Below are 17463 nucleotides of genomic sequence, written 5' to 3' on the forward strand. Positions count from 1 at the left end.
GACAGGATGCCACCTGAATGTCCATGACACTTGCCACACGTCCTGAAAACGACATGGCCTTGGCCCAAGCCTATGAGCAGCGGGGAGACCTGGCACAGGCCGAGGCCATCTACCGCCGCCTGCTCCAGCAGTCGCCCAACCATCACTCGGCCTGGCATGCCCTGGGGCTACTCGCGTTCCAGGCCGCCAACCTGCCGCTGGCCGTGCGCTGCCTCGAGGCCGCCATTGCCATCGACGGCAAGGTGGCGATCTACCTGCGCAATATCGGCGAGTTGTATCGCCGCCAGGGACAATTCGACCGTGCGATCCGTGCCGGGCGCCGGGCGGTACGGCTGGCCCCGGGCGACCTGGACGCCCATTACAACCTTGGACTGGCCTACACCGATGCCGGCGATTATCCGCATGCCATCGTCTCGTACCGCAAAGCGCTAAAAATCGACCAACGGCACAACCTTTCCTGGAACAACCTCGGCAGTACCCTGGAGAAAAAAGGCGACAAGACTGCTGCGCTGGCGGCCTACGAGCAGGCCATCGCCATCGACCCCGGCCACGCCGAAGCACAGAACAACGCCGGCGCGCTCTGCTTCGAAGCGGGAAGGTTGGAAGAGGCCCGCGCGCATTTCATCGCCGCCATCGCCGCCCGGCCGGACTTCGTCGAGGCGCATTACAACCTTTCTTCCTTGAAAAGCTATACGCCCGACGACCCGCATCTGGCCTTGCTGGAACAGCTCTATGCGCGGCGGAATCAACTCAGCGAGCATGCCCGCATCCGCTATGGCTTCGCCCTGGGCAAGGCGCTGGACGATATCGGGGAATACGACCGGGCCTTTGCGGCCTACGAGGAAGGCAATCGCATCCAGCACGCCGGGCTACCGATGGACGAGTCCCGGGCCGATCGGCTGATGCGGGCGATCATGACGGTATTCGACGCCGACTTTTTCGCCGAACGGCGTCACTGGCAAGGCGCCGTCGATGCCAGTCGCACCCCCATCTTCATCGTCGGCATGCCGCGCTCCGGCACCTCCCTGCTGGAGCAGATCCTGTCGAGCCACGCTTCGGTTCACGGCGCCGGGGAGCTGACCGAACTGAGCGAGAGCGTGGGCGCCGCAACCGGCGCAGGTGGCGACCGTTCGTTTACCGAGGGGGTTCGGTTGCTGTCCGAAGCCGAAATGAAGCGCATCGGCGACGACTACCTTCGGCGGGTATGGGCGCTTTCGCCGGAAAGCGCTTACATCACCGACAAGATGCCGGCCAATTTCTTCTACCTGGGACTCATCCACCTGGCGCTGCCGCAGGCAAAGATCATTCACGCCATGCGCGACCCCATGGACTCGTGCTTCTCGTGCTACTCCCGTCTCTTCAACGAAACCATGGAGTTCGCCTACGATCAGGGGACACTGGGGCGCTATTACCTGCGCTACATCACCTTGATGAAGCATTGGCACCGGGTTTTGCCTCCGGGCACCATTCTCGACCTCCCTTACGAAGACATGGTGGCGGATACCGAAGGACAGGCACGCCGCGTCCTGGCGTTCATCGGCTTGCCCTGGGACGAGAATTGCCTGAAGTTCCATGAGAACAAGCGCCTGGTCAAAACGGCCAGCGTGGCCCAGGTTCGCAAACCCATCTACCAGAGCTCGGTCGCGCGCTGGAAGCACTTCGCCCGTCACCTGCAACCCCTGCTCGATATCGTCCGCGACCACCGTCCCGCAGACGGAGCCGAAATCTCGGCCTGCGAAGTACCGCCCGCCACCGCGGAAGAAGTTCACGCCACCGGCATCGCCCTCTATCGCCAGAACCGTTTCGCCGAGGCACTCGCCTGCTACGACCGAGCGCTGGCGATCAAGCCGGATTTCGCGGCGGCCCTGAATAGCCGGGGTTTCCTGTTGCAGGATCTCGACCGGATGGATGAGGCGCTGACGGACTTCTCGCGCGCGGTGACGCTGGCGCCGGAAATGGCCATGGCCCGCCTCAATTTGGGCATGGCGCAGTTGAAGCTCGGCGATTTCACCTCGGGCTGGGACAACTACGAGGCGCGCTGGTCGGGCTCCGCCGAGGCGAATTCCGGCAAGTTGGCAGCCCACGTTTGCCCTTTGCCGCAATGGAACGGCGAAGCCGATACCGCTGGGCTGCGGCTCCTCGTGATCACCGAGCAGGGTTTTGGCGATACCCTCCAGATGGCGCGCTACCTGCCGCTAGCCGCCCGGCGTTTCGCCAAACTCGGTTTCGCCTGCTCGCTGCCGACCCAACGTTTGATGGAATGGAGCTTCGGCGAAGAGCTGATCACGCTGACACGGCTGCCGGCGACACCGGATGCCTGGCAGTCCTGGGATCTGCAGTGCCCGCTGATGTCGCTGCCGCGGGCATTCGGAACCCGGCTCGACAGCATCCCCGCGGACACACCCTATTTACGGATTCCGGAGAAGGCCTTGGCATACTGGCGGGAACGCCTGGAACAAGCCGCGCCCGGACGGTTCCGCGTCGGCATCGCCTGGGCCGGACGCCAGGGCCACCAGTGCGACCAGCGGCGCAGCCTGCGTTTGGAACAACTCGCGCCCCTCTTCGACAACAAGCGCGTCACCTGGGTCAGCCTGCAAAAGTGGGCGCCGCAAGCCATGCGCCCGGACATCCCGCAGGCCATCGACTGGCTGGACTGGACCGACGAGCTGACGGACTTCGCCGACACGGCCGCGCTGGTCGGAAACCTGGATCTGATCATTTCCATCGACTCGGCCATGGTACATCTGGCCGGGGCGCTGGGCCGACCGATATGGATGCTCGACCGCTTCGACAACGAGTGGCGCTGGCTGCACCATCGCGCGCACAGCCCCTGGTATCCGAGCCTGCGCATCTTCCGGCAGAGCGAGTTCGGCGACTGGGCAACGCCATTGGCCGACGCGGCCGATGCACTGGCCCAGTTAGCATCATCCCGCCCCATCCGATCACGAAAATCGGGGAAGCGCGCTTCTTCGTCCAAGGCGAACCGGCAACGCGTGCCGTCCAGCGCTGCGCCACCCGCCAGCATGACGGCGGAGACCGCTCTACACGTGGCCGGACAACATCAGAGCGCCGGACGCCTGATGGAAGCGGAGCAAGTCTTGCGGCAAATACTGCAGATCCAGCCGCGTCATGCCCATGCCCTCCATCTGCTGGGCGTGGTCGCCTACCAGGCGGGAAACAGCGAACAAGGGATCGGCCTCATCGGACAGGCGATGGAGATCGAACCGAATGTCGCCCTATTCCACAGCAACCTGGCTGAAATGCGCCGTCAAGCCGGCCGGCTTGACGAGGCCATCCGCCATGGCGAACGGGCGGTCGCGCTCGACCCCTCGATGGCTTCGGCGGTCTCGAACCTGGGTATCGCCTATTACGACGCCGGCGACTATGCGCGGGCCGAACGCTGCCATCAAACAGCCTTGGCCCTAGCGCCAAGGCTCGTCCAGTCGCTCAACAACCTGGGCAGCATCGCCCGGGCGCGCAAAGACAAACGCGCGGCCATCGACTGGTACCGCAAAGCGCTGGCGAGCGCTCCCGACTATCTGGAAGCGCTGTCCAATCTGGGGGCGGCGCTGGTGGAAAACGAGCAATACAATGACGCGGTCGCGCCGCTGGAACGAGCGTTGCAGTTACAGCCCGCCTATCCGGAAGCCCTGTGCAATCTAGGTCTGGCCCGATTCAAACAGGATCGGCCAGGGGACGCCGCGGCCCTCCTGCGACGTTCGCTGCAGCTTCGCCCGGATTACCCCGAGGCACTGATCGGGCTCGCCACGGTGCGCCATGAACAAGGTGAGCTGACCGCCGCCTTCGATTTGCTCCAAGAGGCCATTGCCGTCGCCCCCGACAAGCAGGATGCCTGGACGCTGTTGGGCACCGTCTGTGTCGAACGCGATGCGCCCGACGAGGCCGAGGCGGCATACCGCCGCGCGCTCGACATCGACCGGGAAGCCACAGGTGCCTTGACCGGCCTGGGGTATCTGTCTATGGCGCTAGGCCGAACCGAAGAGGCCGAGGCGATCTTGCGCGAGGCGCTTGCGCTCGACCCCGATCAACTCGATGCCCGGTTCCACCTGGTTCAGGCTAGAAAAGTGGCTTCCCGGGATGAAAATGTCGCCGCCTTGGAAGCCCGCTTGGCCGGCGAATCCGACACCAAGCACCTGATCTCCCTGCACTACGCGCTCGGCAAAGCCTACGACGATCTCGAGGAGTGGGATCGCGCCTTCCCCCACTTCCTGGCGGGCGCCCGTCTGAAACGCGCCCAACTCGACTACGACGCAGGGCTGGCGGCAGCCCGCACCCAACGCATCATCGATGTGGTCGATCAGCGCTTCATCGAACGCCACGGGCACGCCGGCGATCCATCCGACGTGCCGGTCTTCATTCTCGGCATGCCGCGCTCGGGCACGACGCTCACCGAGCAGATTCTCGCCAGCCACCCGGCCGTGCATGGGGCCGGCGAATTGCCTGACCTGATGGATCTCTGCCAGCGCCAAGGCGCGGGCGGGGAATGGCGGACTTTCCCGGAAAATCTGATCGACCTCGATAGCCAAACGCTGAGTGCTTGGGGACGCGACTATGTGGCCGGCGTGCGTCGGCGCGCACAGAAAGCAAAACGCATCACCGACAAGATGCCGATCAACTATCTGGCGCTTGGGCTGATTCCACTCATGTTGCCCCGCGCCAAAATCATCCATGTGCGGCGCAACCCGATCGATACCTGCGTCTCCTGCTTCACGAGGCTGTTCAACCGATACCAGGACGCCACCTACGATCTGACCGAACTGGGGCGCCACTATGTCGATTACGCTCGCCTCATGAACCATTGGCGAGCGGTCTTGCCATCGGATAGTTTCCTCGAAGTCCAATACGAAGACATCGTGGCCGATATGGCAGGACAGGCACGACGGCTGGTCGAATTCATCGGCCTGCCATGGGACGATGCCTGCCTGGCATTTCACACGACGAAGCGCACCGTCCGTACGGCAAGCATCGCCCAGGTTCGCCAGCCGATCTATTCGAGCTCGATCGAACGCTGGCGCCATTACCAAAGCCACCTGGGTCCATTGCTCGACGCACTCGGCGAGTTGGCGCCGCGATGACACGGATTCCGTTGCTCCTGGCTGCAGCGGTCTTGGCCGCCTGTTCGACGATGCCGACGCCGACCGAGCGGCGGGCGGCGGCCGATCAACTGGCTCGGGCCAAGAACTGGGAAATCCGATACATCGATGCAGGCCGCTTCCGGCTCGCGGCCTGGCGCCCGGCGCCGATGCCGAACAATGTTAGGCTCACCATTTACATCGAAGGCGATGGCTTCGCCTGGGCCAGCCCGTCCCAGCCCGCCATCGACCCCACGCCGCTCGATCCGATCGCACTCAAGCTGGCGCTCGCCCAACCGAACGGCAATGTCGCCTACCTGGCCCGCCCGTGCCAGTTCATCGATGCCGAAGCGACACACTGCGCAGTGGCCTATTGGACTGACCGGCGATTCTCCGAGGAGGTCGTCGCAGCCACCGATCGAGCCATCGGCGTGCTGAAGCAGGAAGCCGGCGCCACCGACCTCACCTTGGTGGGCTATTCCGGCGGCGGAGCGATTGCGGCGCTGGTGGCGGCGCGGCGCAACGATGTCGATCGCCTGGTGACCGTGGCAGGCAACCTGGATCATTCGGCCTGGACGGCTCAGCATCGCGTCCAGCCTCTGGAGGGATCGCTCAATCCGGTCGACGAGGTCGCCGCATTGCAGCGCGTGAGGCAATGGCATTTTGTCGGCGCGCAGGATACGATCGTCCCACCGGATCTCGTCACCGCCTTTGTCGCTCGTTTTCCGCCCGGTCGCCGCCCGACCGTGATCATCGAACCGCTATTCGACCATCGCTGCTGCTGGGCGGCACAGTGGAGCAGCCTTTGGCCGCGTTTGGATTTCGACCGCCCATGACCCAGCATCTTACCTACGTCACCCACCGGCTCGGCGCCGAAGACCGGCTGCGCCATTACGGCCATGCCGGCGCAGTCGTCTGGCTCACCGGCCTCTCCGCCTCCGGCAAATCGACGCTATCCATGGCTCTGGAGCAGGAACTGACGCGTAACGGCTATTCCTGCTACGTTCTCGATGGCGACAATCTCCGCCATGGCCTCAATGCCAATCTGGGCTTCAGCCCCGAGGATCGTAGCGAGAACATCCGACGGGTCGGCGAGGTCGCGGCACTGTTCGCCGACGCCGGCCTCGTCTGCATCACCGCCTTCATCTCCCCCTACCGCGCCGACCGGGAGCGCGCCCGCGGCGCTTGCCGTCAGACATTTCACGAGGTGCATATCGCCACCGACTTGGCGGTGTGCGAATCGAGGGATCCGAAAGGGTTGTACCGAAAGGCGAGAATGGGTGAACTGCCGGATTTCACCGGCATCGATGCGCCATACGAGCAGCCCGAAAGCTGCGAGCTCACAATCGACACCTCGGATGAATCGATTGCGCAAAGCCTGGATAAGCTGATTGCCTATGTCCGCCGGGCGATTCCGCTGGAACGGCAGAAAGCGAATCGACCCGGGGCATAGAAACGGCCACTAGGCCGCCCCTATGCCATTGCGTGGGAATTACTTGGCCGGTGCTTGCAGCGGCACGGAAGCATCGAGCGGCATCATCATCCCCATGCTGCTCACCAGACACATCGTCTTCGGATCCTGCGCCAGATGCAGCGCCAAGCGGCTACGCGCCTGGGTGAACTGCGTCGAAATCATGAACTGCACGCTATACAACGGCAGGTAGGCCGGCGGCGGATTGAAATACTTCGCGAAAGCGTAGACGCCGGCGATACCCAGGGCGGACAACGGATAGCTATGGCCTTCGAAGTACGACTTGGCGCTCATCATCAACGTTTTGGTGTTGATCACATACTCGGTCCTGACCTTCTTGCCGAGCAGTGGCTGAAACTCCTTCTGGCAGGCCGCATTCATGGCGGGGTCCGGGGCGCCGGTTTCGTTAAGCGCGGTGATGGTGCGCAACGGCAGGGTCACAACACCTCGATGCACATCGCCGGCGGCCTGGGCCATAGGGGATAGCAGCATGGAGATTGCGGCGGCACATAGCAATCTGAACAACGCTTTCATCGACATATCGACTCCTTCAAGATACGAACAAGGAGTCTTGAATATATTTATGCCATATGCCTATATCAATAATATCTTTATATCATAACATAATATTCATATATACCCAGCCAACATCGCATCGCGGATTCAGACCTGCCTGAGCGCCGTTCAGCGGGGCCGTCGCGTCGAGGACGGATCGCCTGTTTCCGCCCCCTGGCGCAATTTGCGATACAGCGTACTGCGGCTGATACCCAGAGCCCGCGCGGCGGCACTGGCATTCCCGCCAAACTGCGCCAGCAAGCTGGCCACGGCACCGGCTTGCGGCGTTTCGGCGCGCGCCGCCGACATCTCTTCACGCAAGGTGACCGGCAAATGCGCAAGCGTCAGCACGCTGCCATCATCGACCAAGGCCAGCAATGTCTGCAGCAGGTTGGCCAACTCGCGTAAATTGCCAGGCCAGCGGTAGCGCCGGATCGCCGACGCGAGCTCGGGCGACAAGGTGATGCCGCGCGTTGCCGCGCCGGCCTCGTCCAAGATCCGCTGCGCCACCCGCGCCACATCGCCACGCTCGCGCAGCGGCGGCAGACACAGCGGGAAATGGCACAGTCGGTAATACAGGTCGGCGCGAAAAGCCCCGGCCTGCACCATGGCGCGCAGATCGCGGTGGGTGGCGCACACCAAGCGGATATCGATCGGGTGGGCGCTGCCGCCGCCCAACGGCATCACCACCCGGTCTTGCAGCACGCGTAGCAGACGGGCCTGCATGGCGTGCGGCATATCGCCGATTTCGTCGAGAAACAACACGCCGCCATGCGCCTCGCGCAAGCGGCCGCGGCTGCCCTGGCGGCGCGCACCGGTAAAGGCGCCTTCCTCATAGCCGAACAATTCGGCCTCGATCAGCCCTTCGGGAATGGCGGCGCAGTTGACCGCCACGAACGGCGCGCCGCGACGGCTGCTTCTGGCGTGCAAGGCCCGGGCGAACTGATCCTTGCCGGTACCGGTTTCACCTAAAATCAGCACCGGGATATCCGCTTGCAGCAGTTTGCCGGCGGTCGTCAACAACTCGGACGGCAAGCCGCCGGCGTCAAGCGGCGAAGGCTCCACCTGGGTTAAACGCACCGGCGGTGCTATGGTTGCCGGGCGCGAAGGCGAAGGCGATGGCGGCCTAGGCGACAGCAGGCGGGCTGAAAACAGCCGCTCGCCGTGCGCCAATAACGCACGATGCACGTCGGCACGCGCCTGCCAGTGCGCCAACGTCTCCCCGAACAGCTCGCCGAAGGTCACCCTGCCCAGCGCATCCCAGCCCAAACGCAAGGTCGCCAACGCCAGCCGGTCGGCGGCCAATAGCCGTTCGGCTTCGTCGAATGCCAGCCTTGCGGCACGCGGCGTGGCCAATTGCGCCGGATCGCTATGAAACAGCAATGTGCGGGCATGGCCGGCAGCCTGCGCGAACAGCCGCTGTTCGATCAGCCGTGCCGCCGCCTCCACCCCGGCCGCTTGCGGCGCGCCGAGCTTGCGTGGCGGGCCGGACACGTCCAGCACGCCAATGACCTGGCCGAACGGATCGCGTATCGGACTCGCGTGGCAGGACAGCAGCCGATTACGCTCCAGATAGTGCTCGCCGCCACGTACCCGGGTCGGCTGGTCGGCCAACAGCGCGGTGCCGATGGCATTGGTGCCGCGTTGCGTCTCGCTCCAATCCATGCCCGGCGTCAACGCCACACGCTCGGCCTTATCGAGAAACGCCGGGTGCCCTATCTCGTCCAGAATCACACCTTGCCGGTCGGCCACGATCACCACCAGGCCCTCATCCACCACGCTTTCGAACAAGGTGTCGATCTGCGGACGCGCCAAATGCAGCCAGTCGGCATTGGCCTCGCGTCGCTCGGCGAGCGCCGTGGCCGTCAGCCGCTCGCCGCCGCGGCCGATGAGCGGCAGGCCGAGCCCCAGGCAGCGACGCCACGAATGCAGGATCGACGCCGGCACGCACCCCTCCGGCAACGCGTCGCCATCGAAGAAGCGCTTGCGCGCCTCGGCCAACGGCAAAGACGGGGTCAGGCTCATGATTCCTCCCATGTGTCATTGTCGCGCGACAGTTGTCGCACGTCGGCACAGTCATCGGCCGTTTGTTTGCTTGAGTATGCATGCTGTTGTCGTGGCCGCAAGCCCTGTCAGGCTTGGCAGGTGTGCTGCTATGCAAAAACAATTAGAGTAAATGCTTAAATGACGCGCTTCGTCGCATGCTGCGCCGCAAGAACGAAAATTTCTGGCACGGCTTGTGCAGTAGTAAGCGCACGTCCCGACGGGACCGAAGACAACAAGCGACACAAAGGAGAATGGCATGACACAGTTGCAACCCGGCATCGATATCAAGTCCCGCTACAACAACTTCATCGGCGGCAAGTGGGTGCCGCCGGTCAACGGCCGCTACTTCGAGAACCTGACGCCGGTCACCGGCAAGGTCTTGTGCGAAGTGGCACGCTCGGACGAACAAGATGTCGAACTGGCGCTGGATGCCGCGCATGCCGCGCGCTTCAAATGGGGCCACACCCCGGTGACCGAGCGCGCCATCATCCTCAACCAGATCGCCGACCGCATGGAGGCCAACCTGGCCCGCCTGGCCGAGGTGGAAACCTGGGATAACGGCAAACCGATCCGCGAAACCCGCGCCGCCGACATTCCGCTCGCCATCGACCATTTCCGCTACTTCGCCGCCTGCATCCGCGCCCAGGAAGGCACGCTGGGCGAAATCGATCAACACACCATGTCCTATCATTTCCACGAACCGCTGGGCGTGGTGGGCCAGATCATCCCGTGGAACTTCCCGATTCTGATGGCGGCCTGGAAGGTGGCGCCGGCACTGGCGGCCGGCAATTGCGTGGTACTCAAACCGGCCGAACAGACGCCGCTGTCGATCCTGGTGCTGGCTGAACTCATCGGCGATCTGCTGCCGCCGGGTGTGCTCAATATCGTCAACGGCTTCGGCCTGGAAGCCGGCAAGCCGCTGGCCAGCTCCAAGCGCATCGCCAAGATCGCCTTTACCGGCGAAACCGGCACCGGCCGCCTGATCATGCAATACGCCAGCCAAAACCTGATTCCGGTTACGCTGGAGCTGGGCGGAAAATCGCCCAATATTTTCTTTGCCGACGTCGCCGAACGCGACGATGCCTTCTTCGATAAGGCCATCGAGGGCTTCGTCATGTTCGCGCTCAACCAGGGCGAGGTCTGCACCTGCCCCAGCCGCGCACTGATCGCCGAATCGATCTACGACCGCTTCATGGATCGCGCCTTGAAGCGCGTGGCCGCCATCAAGCAGGGCAACCCGCTCGACCCGTCGACCATGATCGGCGCCCAGGCCTCGCGGGAACAAATGGACAAGATCGAGGGCTACTTGCAGATCGGCCGCGACGAAGGCGCGCAACTGCTGGCCGGCGGCAGCCGCGCCCACCTTGGCGGCGGGCTGGAGGACGGCTACTACATCCAGCCGACCGTGTTCCACGGCAATAACAAGATGCGGATCTTCCAAGAAGAGATCTTCGGGCCGGTGGTTTCGGTCACCACCTTCAAGGACATGGAGGAAGCGCTGCATATCGCCAACGACACGCTATACGGCCTGGGTTCCGGCGTATGGACGCGCAACATCAACACCGCCTTCCACATGGGGCGCCACATCGAGGCCGGCCGTGTCTGGACCAACTGCTACCACGCCTACCCGGCGCACGCAGCCTTCGGCGGCTACAAACAGTCCGGCATCGGTCGCGAAACCCACAAAATGATGCTGGAACATTATCAACAGACCAAGAACCTGCTGGTCAGCTATTCGGAAGACAAGCTGGGCTTCTTCTAAATCGATTCACCCTCGCACCCCCTCTTGCCCCGGCCCATTGGCCGGGGTTTTATTTTTTCCCCCTGCGGGGCGAATACCGCCATGCCGTGACAAGCGGGAAAACCGCTTATATGTTGTCTCGCGCGGCGCCACGCTACGCGGCGCGCAATCCACCACCTTTGAATGTGCAGAGGAGAACGGATATGCCCAGACATCTCTTGGCCTATGCTGGCCTGATCGCGGCCTTGTCCCCCTTGACGGCGCAAGCCGCCGTCGATACCCCCCGCGTGCGAACCGACTGGACGATCGAGCAAATCGCCAAGGCGACCGCGGCGGCATGGCCGGCGCTGGCGGATGAAAAGCTGGATATGGCTTTTTATCGCTCGGCGCAGATACTGGCCAGCGATGGCCGGCGCGCCTGGCTGATCGATGCGCACGGCCACCGGGCCATCGATGCCAAAGCGGTGCGCGCCCTGGATCTCCCTCCTGACGGCGGAACGTACGCTCCGCTTGAGTGGCAGGGGAAACCCACGGTGTATCTCGGTATGGCCGGCGATCTCGCCGACGCAAAAAACCGCTGCCCGACCCGTGAGCCATGTCATACCTGGGAAGACCTATTTTCGCTCGCCACCCACGAAGCCCTGCACTTCTACGGCCAGAATAACTGGCACGAACAGGCGGAGACATCGCGCGCCACGCCCTTTCCCATCGAAACGACGCCCAGGCAATACCGCGGCCAGTTGCTGTTACGGTTACGCGATGCCATCGACGGCAAGCCCCAGGCGTTGGGCCAGGCGAGTTACTGGCTCAAGCGCTGGCAGGCGGAATATCCGGAAGAGGCGCGCAACATCGCCGACACCGACCGCATGGAAGGCGTGGCCATGTATGTGGATAGGCTAGCCGTCTTGCTCGCCAACCGGGCCCCGCGTTACTCGGCGCAATGGCGGCGGATCCTGCTGAAGCAAGCCGATCACGATCTGGAATACCGAGTGGGCATCTCCGTGGACGAAGAAAGCTATACGCTGGGGGCGCTTGCCAGCGCCCTGCTGGATCGGCGCGGCGTTTCCTGGTGGCAGCGCGTTGCCGCGGGAGCGACGCCGCTGGACCTGTTGTTACAGGGCGAGCCACCCATCGTCAATGACGCGGATCAGGCGCTGAACGAGCGGATTCGCCAAGTCGTGCAACGCCGGCTGGGTTGGATCGGTCTGGCGATTTCTCCATTCGTCCAGACTTGGCAAGCGAGCGATAGTCGAATCTTGCTGCTCCCGGACTCGGCCTTGCGCGGCAGTTATCAGTCAGCCGGGTTTTTCAGCTTGAGCCATGGGCCCAGGACGTTGATCCATCGATTCGACGCCACCCTCGCGCTGAGCGGAGGCCGAGCCCGGATCAAGTCCGCCACCGTGGCGCAGATCGGCGCCGCCTTCGACTGCGCACCCGGCAGCGACCGGTTTTATGCGATCGCGCTGACGCCCGAGGAACTGTCGCCCTCGCGCGATGGCCGCTTACGGCTGGAAAACGAGCGGTTCAGTATCGATATCCCGTTCCCGCAGCAAAGCGGCGCACAACCCAGGATGTATTGCGCCCAGGCGTAAGCGGCGGGCGATCAGGCCTGCCCGGCCAGCCGCTGCCGGCAAACGTCGTACAGCCAGTGGTAGAGGTAGGTATAGGGCAGGAAAAACAAGTTGAGCCCCACGTCCAGCTTCAGCGCGGCCCACAGGTCGAGCGAGAGCCAAGCCATGGCAAGCGGGATGCAGACCAGCACCAATCCCCCCTCGAACAGGACCGCGTGCCCGACCCTGACGCGCGCGGTCTTCTCCCACCCCAACGCCGACAGCACCCGATCGAATCCGGCGTTGAACAATACGTTCCAGGCCAGCGCCACCAGGCAGTTGGCCAGCGCCAGCCCCCCCATGCTGGTCAGCGATGTGCCCATCAGCCAGGCAAACAGCGGCGTGACCAGCACCAGCGCCAACATTTCGAAACCGATTGCCTGCAGGCTGCGTTCCAGCGTCGATTTGTGCGCCATCATGGACAAACTCCTTGCCAACCCCGTTCGAATGCCCCCATTCTCGCGACAAAAACCGATATGATGAAATTAGATACCATCGATAAAAGCGATAGATCATGCCTTCCATCGAAGCGCTACGCATTTTTGTCGAAGCGGCGGTTCACGGTTCCTTCTCCGAAGCGGCACGCCGCCTGCACAAAAGCCAATCCACCGTCAGCGCCAGCATCGCCAACCTGGAAATCGATCTGGGCGTGGCGCTGTTCGATCGCCATGCGCGTCTGCCCGTGCTGACCGGCGCCGGCCAGCACCTGCTGGCCAATGCGGAACAGGTGCTGACGGCGCAGGATCGACTGCTGCGCGCCGCCGCTGGACTGGCGAGCGGTTATGAACCGCGCTTGAGCATCGCTTTATCCGACACTTACCAACCGGATCGGCTGGAAGCCTTGCAGGCCGAGTTCGACGCGCGCTACCCGGAGATCGAGCTGGAGTGTCTGATCGCCGAGTGCGCCGACCTGCTGGCATTGATCGAGAGCGGCCGCGCCCAGTTAGGCTTCGTCGAACGCCAGCCGGACTACCCGCCGGGACTGGCGTACGCACCGGCGGCCGAGCCCAGCGCCATGGACGTCTACGTCTCGCGCCGGCACCCGCTGGCGCAACGTTCGCATGTCGAGCTGGCACAGTTGGACGACTATCGCGCGCTACGACTGACCACGGTACAGCAGCAAACGCCGCAACGGCCGCGCGGACACAGCTGGTCGGCGCCGAGCTATCTGATGTTGATGGAAATGGCGCAAGGCGGCTTCGGTTGGGCAGAGCTGCCCTGCTGGCTGGTCGAGCGCTATGGCGCGGAGAGCCTGCAACGCTTGCCCCTGGCCGGTTGGCCGCGCCTAGTGACCGTCGACGTGGTCTGGTCGCGCGACCGGCCGCCGGGGCCGGCCGGTGTCTGGCTCCAGACGCGGATGACGGGCCCCTGAAACGAGCAGGCCCCGGCCAAATGGCCGGGGCCTGTCATCCCTCACCGTATCGGCTTAATGCGCCATGGCGCGCCGATGCACCCCCACTTTGCTTTTAAGCGCATACAGCGCCGCCGCCGTGAGCAGGGCATCCAGCGAGGGAATCGCCGTCAACGTCAGCAATTGGCGCGAAGCCAGGAAGCCGATCAGCGTGGCCACGCCCCAGATCACGAAGGTACCGACCGGCACGGCCGGCTGATGCGCCAGGACGGCCTCGTCGTAACCGCCGCGGCGCGAGAGCGCGTAGTCGGTCAAATAGATACCGGCGATCGGCGGCACGGCGATGCCGAGGAATACCAGGAAGGGAATGAACCACGACAAGATGTCCAGGCTGCCGATCAGGCAAGCCAGCACACCGAGCAGCAAGGTGATCTTCGGCCGCGACAGCAGTTTGACGAAGGTCGAGGTGACCAGCGTCGCCTGGAACAGATTGCCGGCATTGCCGGTGATCGTGGCGATCAGCAGCATCAGTACCGCCGGCATCGCGGCGCCGGCCAGTGCCATGGCGGCGGCCAACGTCACCTTGCCGCTGAGCGCGCACGGCACGGCACCGGCGACGAACAGCGCCGGATACGCGACGCCTAGCGCCAAAATCGCGCCGATCAGGGCATGGCGACGGTTGTGCACCATGGAGGCGAAGTCCGGCATGGTGGTCGCCAGAATCATGAAGGTGCCCACCACCGAAGACGTCGCCACGCCCATGCTCATGGTATCGACGTGGCTACGTCCGGAGAACGGCGCCACATTGAAGAAACGCTGCAGATTCCACGACAGCAGCAGGATCAACACCGGAATCGCCACCAGCGCGATATTGTCCAGCACCTCGAAACCGAATGCCGTCGCGCCGATGAACAACACCCCGCCGAACAGCACCAGCGGCAACATCGGCACCTGCCAACCGAACATCGCCAACAACTCCTGCAGTGCGTGGCCACAGCTATTGGCCGTTACGCAGGTCCAGCCGAACAGCGCCAGCGCGAACAGCGCGTTGATCGCTTTGCTACCTTGGGTACCGAAGGCGAAACGCACGATCTGATAAGTGTTCATGCGCGCGCTGACACCGACCCACCCCGTCAGGCAGCCGATGGTGCACAGCACCAGCGAACCGCTGAGGATGGCGCGTAGCGCATCGCCCATCACCAGATGACTGCCGAGGGTGGAAGCCGCCAACAACACCGGCGACATGGCAATACCGAGAATAATCAGCGCGATACGATAACCCGGCACGGTAGCGGGGGAGGATTGAGTCATGAGAGCGGTACCCGGTTGGCCGCGCGCGGCGCGGACACTGTCAAAATCAGATAATGTTTATATGAAGTAAATCGAATCATAAACGAATAATATCTTTACTTCAAAATATCTTGACTTTAACCGTGTCCGGCGCGCGACGCCAAGCTATCCCGCTGATTATGGACGGCTTTCTCCATGCAGCAAGCGCCACTGCCAACGCAACCATTGTCCGGTGCCGCGCCAAACCGCCACGATCACCTTCCAACCGAAGAAACTGCCCAGGCCGCCGATCAGCATCAGCACCAGGCCGACCACCAGGATGCCGAACGGCGTCTCAGGCCGCATGTGCCCCAACACGACACGGCCGTGCGCATCGCTCGACATCATCCGGGCGATCGAGCCGTCGGAGGCGTTCTGCAGCACGAAACTACCGTTGTCGTCGCGCACGGCGATCTGCACCGACCCCGTGCTGGCATCGGTACGAATCGACACATGACCGCGGTTTTCGCCGTCGCCGTCAATGGTGATATTGGTATTGCCGGCGATCATCATCGGCCCGGTCATGCTGTCATTGAACATCATGTGATTGAATGCCGGCCAACCGGTCAGCGTATGGCTAAGCCACGCGCCGGTGCACAGCACGCCGGCCAACAGCAGCATCAAAGCGCCCAGCCACAGGCTGGTCAACACCGTCATCACCACCAGATAGGGGAATGCCAGCAGCAGGTTGAGCACGCTTAAGCCCGCCAACGCCGACAGCACCTGCCCGAGATTACCGGGCGTCTTATGCGCCTCCCACTGCTTGAGCTTGCGCTCGGCACACAACTCGCGCGCCAAACGCGTGGGTTCGCCCAGCGCCCGGCAAACCGCCTCCTCATCGCGACCGTCGGCCAGGGCGTCGTCGAAGTATGCCCGATAGTCGGCCAGGATCTCTTCGCGTTCCGATTGCGGCAGCCCCGCCAGCGCGTGTGCCAACCGCTCGAGAAATTCATCACGCTTCATGCTCGTTTTCTCCAGTTTGTGCGCCGCTTTGCGCCAGCACATCGTTGATTTCCGCCACGAAACTGTCCCATTCGCCGCGCATGCTCGCCAGCGTGCTTCGGCCCGAAGCGGTCAAGGTGTAATACTTGCGCGCCGGCCCGCTGTTCGACTCGGTCAGATAGGTGCTCACCCACTCGTCGGCTTGCAGACGGCGCATCAGCGGATAGATCGTGCCTTCGCCGATCTCCATGCTTTGCGCCAGCCGTCCGACGATTTCGTACACATAGCTGTCCTGCCGGGACAGTAGCGCCAGCACGCACATCTCCAGCGTGCCCTTGCGTAGTTGTGTCTTCATACATCCTCACTGTCTCGCCATACGAGAAACTGCTTTGCCATGACGGATACGTCATGTGCCCACTATAGATTCAAGTACCTTGCATTGCAAGGTAGCTTTTTATATTCAACTATACGTCGTGCAACTGGAGGCGGATAATCGCCCACCTTCACGACAAGGATATGGCTCAATGGAACAATCGACAGGCGTGCGCCTGGCCAAGCGGATGGTCGAACTTGGGCTGTGCTCGCGGCGCGAAGCGGACGAATATATCGAGCAAGGCCTGGTCAAGGTCGATGGCGAGGTCGTGCGCGTGCTCGGTAGCCGCGTCGAGCCGCATCAGCACATCGAATTGACCCGGCCGGCCACGCCGCTGGCGGACGTACCGGTCACCCTGCTCTACCACCGGAAACCAGGCGATGGCGGACAGTGGCGTACCCTGCTCAACGTCGACACCCGCTGGCAGGACGACCACGACGAGCAGGTCTTCCTGCCGCGCCACCTACGCCAGCTGCATGCCTTCGGCGCCACCGACGACACCTGCGGCGGCCTGCTGGCGCTGACCCAGGATCGCCGGCTGCTGAAGAAACTGGCCGAATGCGAGATGGAGTTTTTGATCGCAGTCGACGCGGCACCTGCGCTCGAAGCGTTGAAACAAGCCACAGTCGGCAAACTCAGCCGCCAGAGCGACCGCCAACTGAGGCTGGTCATGACGCAGCCGGCCCCTGGCCAGATTGCCGCGCTCTGCGCCGAGCTGGGTGCGCCCGCGCGTTCGATCCGTTGCATCCGTATCGGCCGACTCGCCCTGGGTAAGCTGCCGGATGGGCAATGGCGCTACCTGCAAGGCTGGGAGCGGTTCTAAGCCGCCTGTCCCCCCGGCGCACCCCATACCTGACCCGCTCCTTGTATTGTGGGAAGTGAAGTTGAGAAGGGGGAGGCTGGATGCCGTACCGCTCCTTAGGCCTAATGCCTGTGACGTAGATTTTGCGCC

The 17463-nt window shown here is 63.4% G+C and carries 13 protein-coding genes; 7 read left to right on the plus strand and 6 right to left on the minus strand.

Annotation, left to right across the window (positions count from 1 at the left end; genetic code table 11):
* Positions 1 to 17 precede the first annotated feature (17 nt).
* The 3 genes from DFP86_RS18440 to cysC are packed head-to-tail and all read left to right on the plus strand — an operon-like array spanning position 18 to position 6546.
* Positions 18 to 5096 (plus strand): sulfotransferase, encoded by a 5079-nt coding sequence (locus tag DFP86_RS18440; RefSeq protein WP_133684045.1) that lies wholly within the window; start codon positions 18 to 20, stop codon positions 5094 to 5096.
* On the plus strand, positions 5093 to 5929 hold the full coding sequence (locus DFP86_RS18445) for an alpha/beta hydrolase (RefSeq protein ID WP_208108398.1): 837 nt from the start codon (positions 5093 to 5095) through the stop codon (positions 5927 to 5929). Before DFP86_RS18440 ends, DFP86_RS18445 begins: the two co-directional genes overlap by 4 nt.
* Entirely contained in the window at positions 5926 to 6546 is a 621-nt protein-coding gene (cysC, locus tag DFP86_RS18450; protein ID WP_133684047.1) for an adenylyl-sulfate kinase, read from the plus strand. Before DFP86_RS18445 ends, cysC begins: the two co-directional genes overlap by 4 nt.
* A 39-nt stretch (positions 6547 to 6585) precedes the next feature.
* Here cysC and DFP86_RS18455 read toward each other — a convergent pair whose 3' ends face one another.
* Complete coding sequence (locus tag DFP86_RS18455; RefSeq protein ID WP_208108399.1) at positions 6586 to 7104, minus strand: hypothetical protein; 519 nt, start codon at positions 7102 to 7104, stop codon at positions 6586 to 6588.
* A gap of 144 nt (positions 7105 to 7248) precedes the next feature.
* Positions 7249 to 9144, minus strand: coding sequence for a sigma-54-dependent Fis family transcriptional regulator (locus DFP86_RS18460; protein ID WP_133684052.1), 1896 nt, complete (start codon positions 9142 to 9144; stop codon positions 7249 to 7251).
* 277 nt (positions 9145 to 9421) lie between these two features.
* Here DFP86_RS18460 and adh point away from each other — a divergent pair, with 277 nt between their 5' ends.
* Both adh and DFP86_RS18470 read left to right on the plus strand, forming a co-directional pair.
* Entirely contained in the window at positions 9422 to 10927 is a 1506-nt protein-coding gene (adh, locus tag DFP86_RS18465) for an aldehyde dehydrogenase (RefSeq protein ID WP_133684054.1), read from the plus strand.
* Between the two features lie 182 nt (positions 10928 to 11109).
* Complete coding sequence (locus tag DFP86_RS18470) at positions 11110 to 12498, plus strand: hypothetical protein (RefSeq protein WP_133684056.1); 1389 nt, start codon at positions 11110 to 11112, stop codon at positions 12496 to 12498.
* An 11-nt stretch (positions 12499 to 12509) separates the two neighbouring features.
* On the opposite strand, the gene DFP86_RS18475 is transcribed toward DFP86_RS18470, so the two are convergent.
* Complete coding sequence (locus tag DFP86_RS18475; protein WP_133684059.1) at positions 12510 to 12935, minus strand: PACE efflux transporter; 426 nt, start codon at positions 12933 to 12935, stop codon at positions 12510 to 12512.
* A 95-nt stretch (positions 12936 to 13030) separates the two neighbouring features.
* Here DFP86_RS18475 and DFP86_RS18480 point away from each other — a divergent pair, with 95 nt between their 5' ends.
* The gene (locus DFP86_RS18480) at positions 13031 to 13888 is read left to right on the plus strand and encodes a LysR family transcriptional regulator (protein ID WP_133684061.1); all 858 of its coding nucleotides are present in this window, start codon (positions 13031 to 13033) and stop codon (positions 13886 to 13888) included.
* A 54-nt stretch (positions 13889 to 13942) separates the two neighbouring features.
* On the opposite strand, the gene DFP86_RS18485 is transcribed toward DFP86_RS18480, so the two are convergent.
* The 3 genes from DFP86_RS18485 to DFP86_RS18495 form a co-directional block, all read right to left on the minus strand.
* Positions 13943 to 15178, minus strand: coding sequence for a cytosine permease (locus DFP86_RS18485; protein ID WP_133684063.1), 1236 nt, complete (start codon positions 15176 to 15178; stop codon positions 13943 to 13945).
* A 156-nt stretch (positions 15179 to 15334) separates the two neighbouring features.
* Positions 15335 to 16159 carry a DUF1700 domain-containing protein gene (locus tag DFP86_RS18490; protein ID WP_166642333.1) on the minus strand — a complete coding sequence of 275 codons (825 nt, stop codon included), beginning with the start codon at positions 16157 to 16159 and terminating at the stop codon, positions 15335 to 15337.
* Positions 16149 to 16493: a PadR family transcriptional regulator gene (locus DFP86_RS18495; protein ID WP_133684067.1), complete on the minus strand. Its 345-nt coding sequence runs from the start codon at positions 16491 to 16493 to the stop codon at positions 16149 to 16151. The genes DFP86_RS18490 and DFP86_RS18495 overlap by 11 nt, the downstream gene beginning before the upstream one ends.
* A gap of 169 nt (positions 16494 to 16662) precedes the next feature.
* On the opposite strand from DFP86_RS18495, the gene DFP86_RS18500 reads away from it, so the two are divergent.
* Positions 16663 to 17334 (plus strand): S4 domain-containing protein, encoded by a 672-nt coding sequence (locus tag DFP86_RS18500; RefSeq protein ID WP_133684069.1) that lies wholly within the window; start codon positions 16663 to 16665, stop codon positions 17332 to 17334.
* Positions 17335 to 17463 lie beyond the last annotated feature (129 nt).

This window comes from Paludibacterium purpuratum (assembly GCF_004363805.1).
In the GTDB taxonomy this organism is placed as follows: domain Bacteria; phylum Pseudomonadota; class Gammaproteobacteria; order Burkholderiales; family Chromobacteriaceae; genus Paludibacterium; species Paludibacterium purpuratum.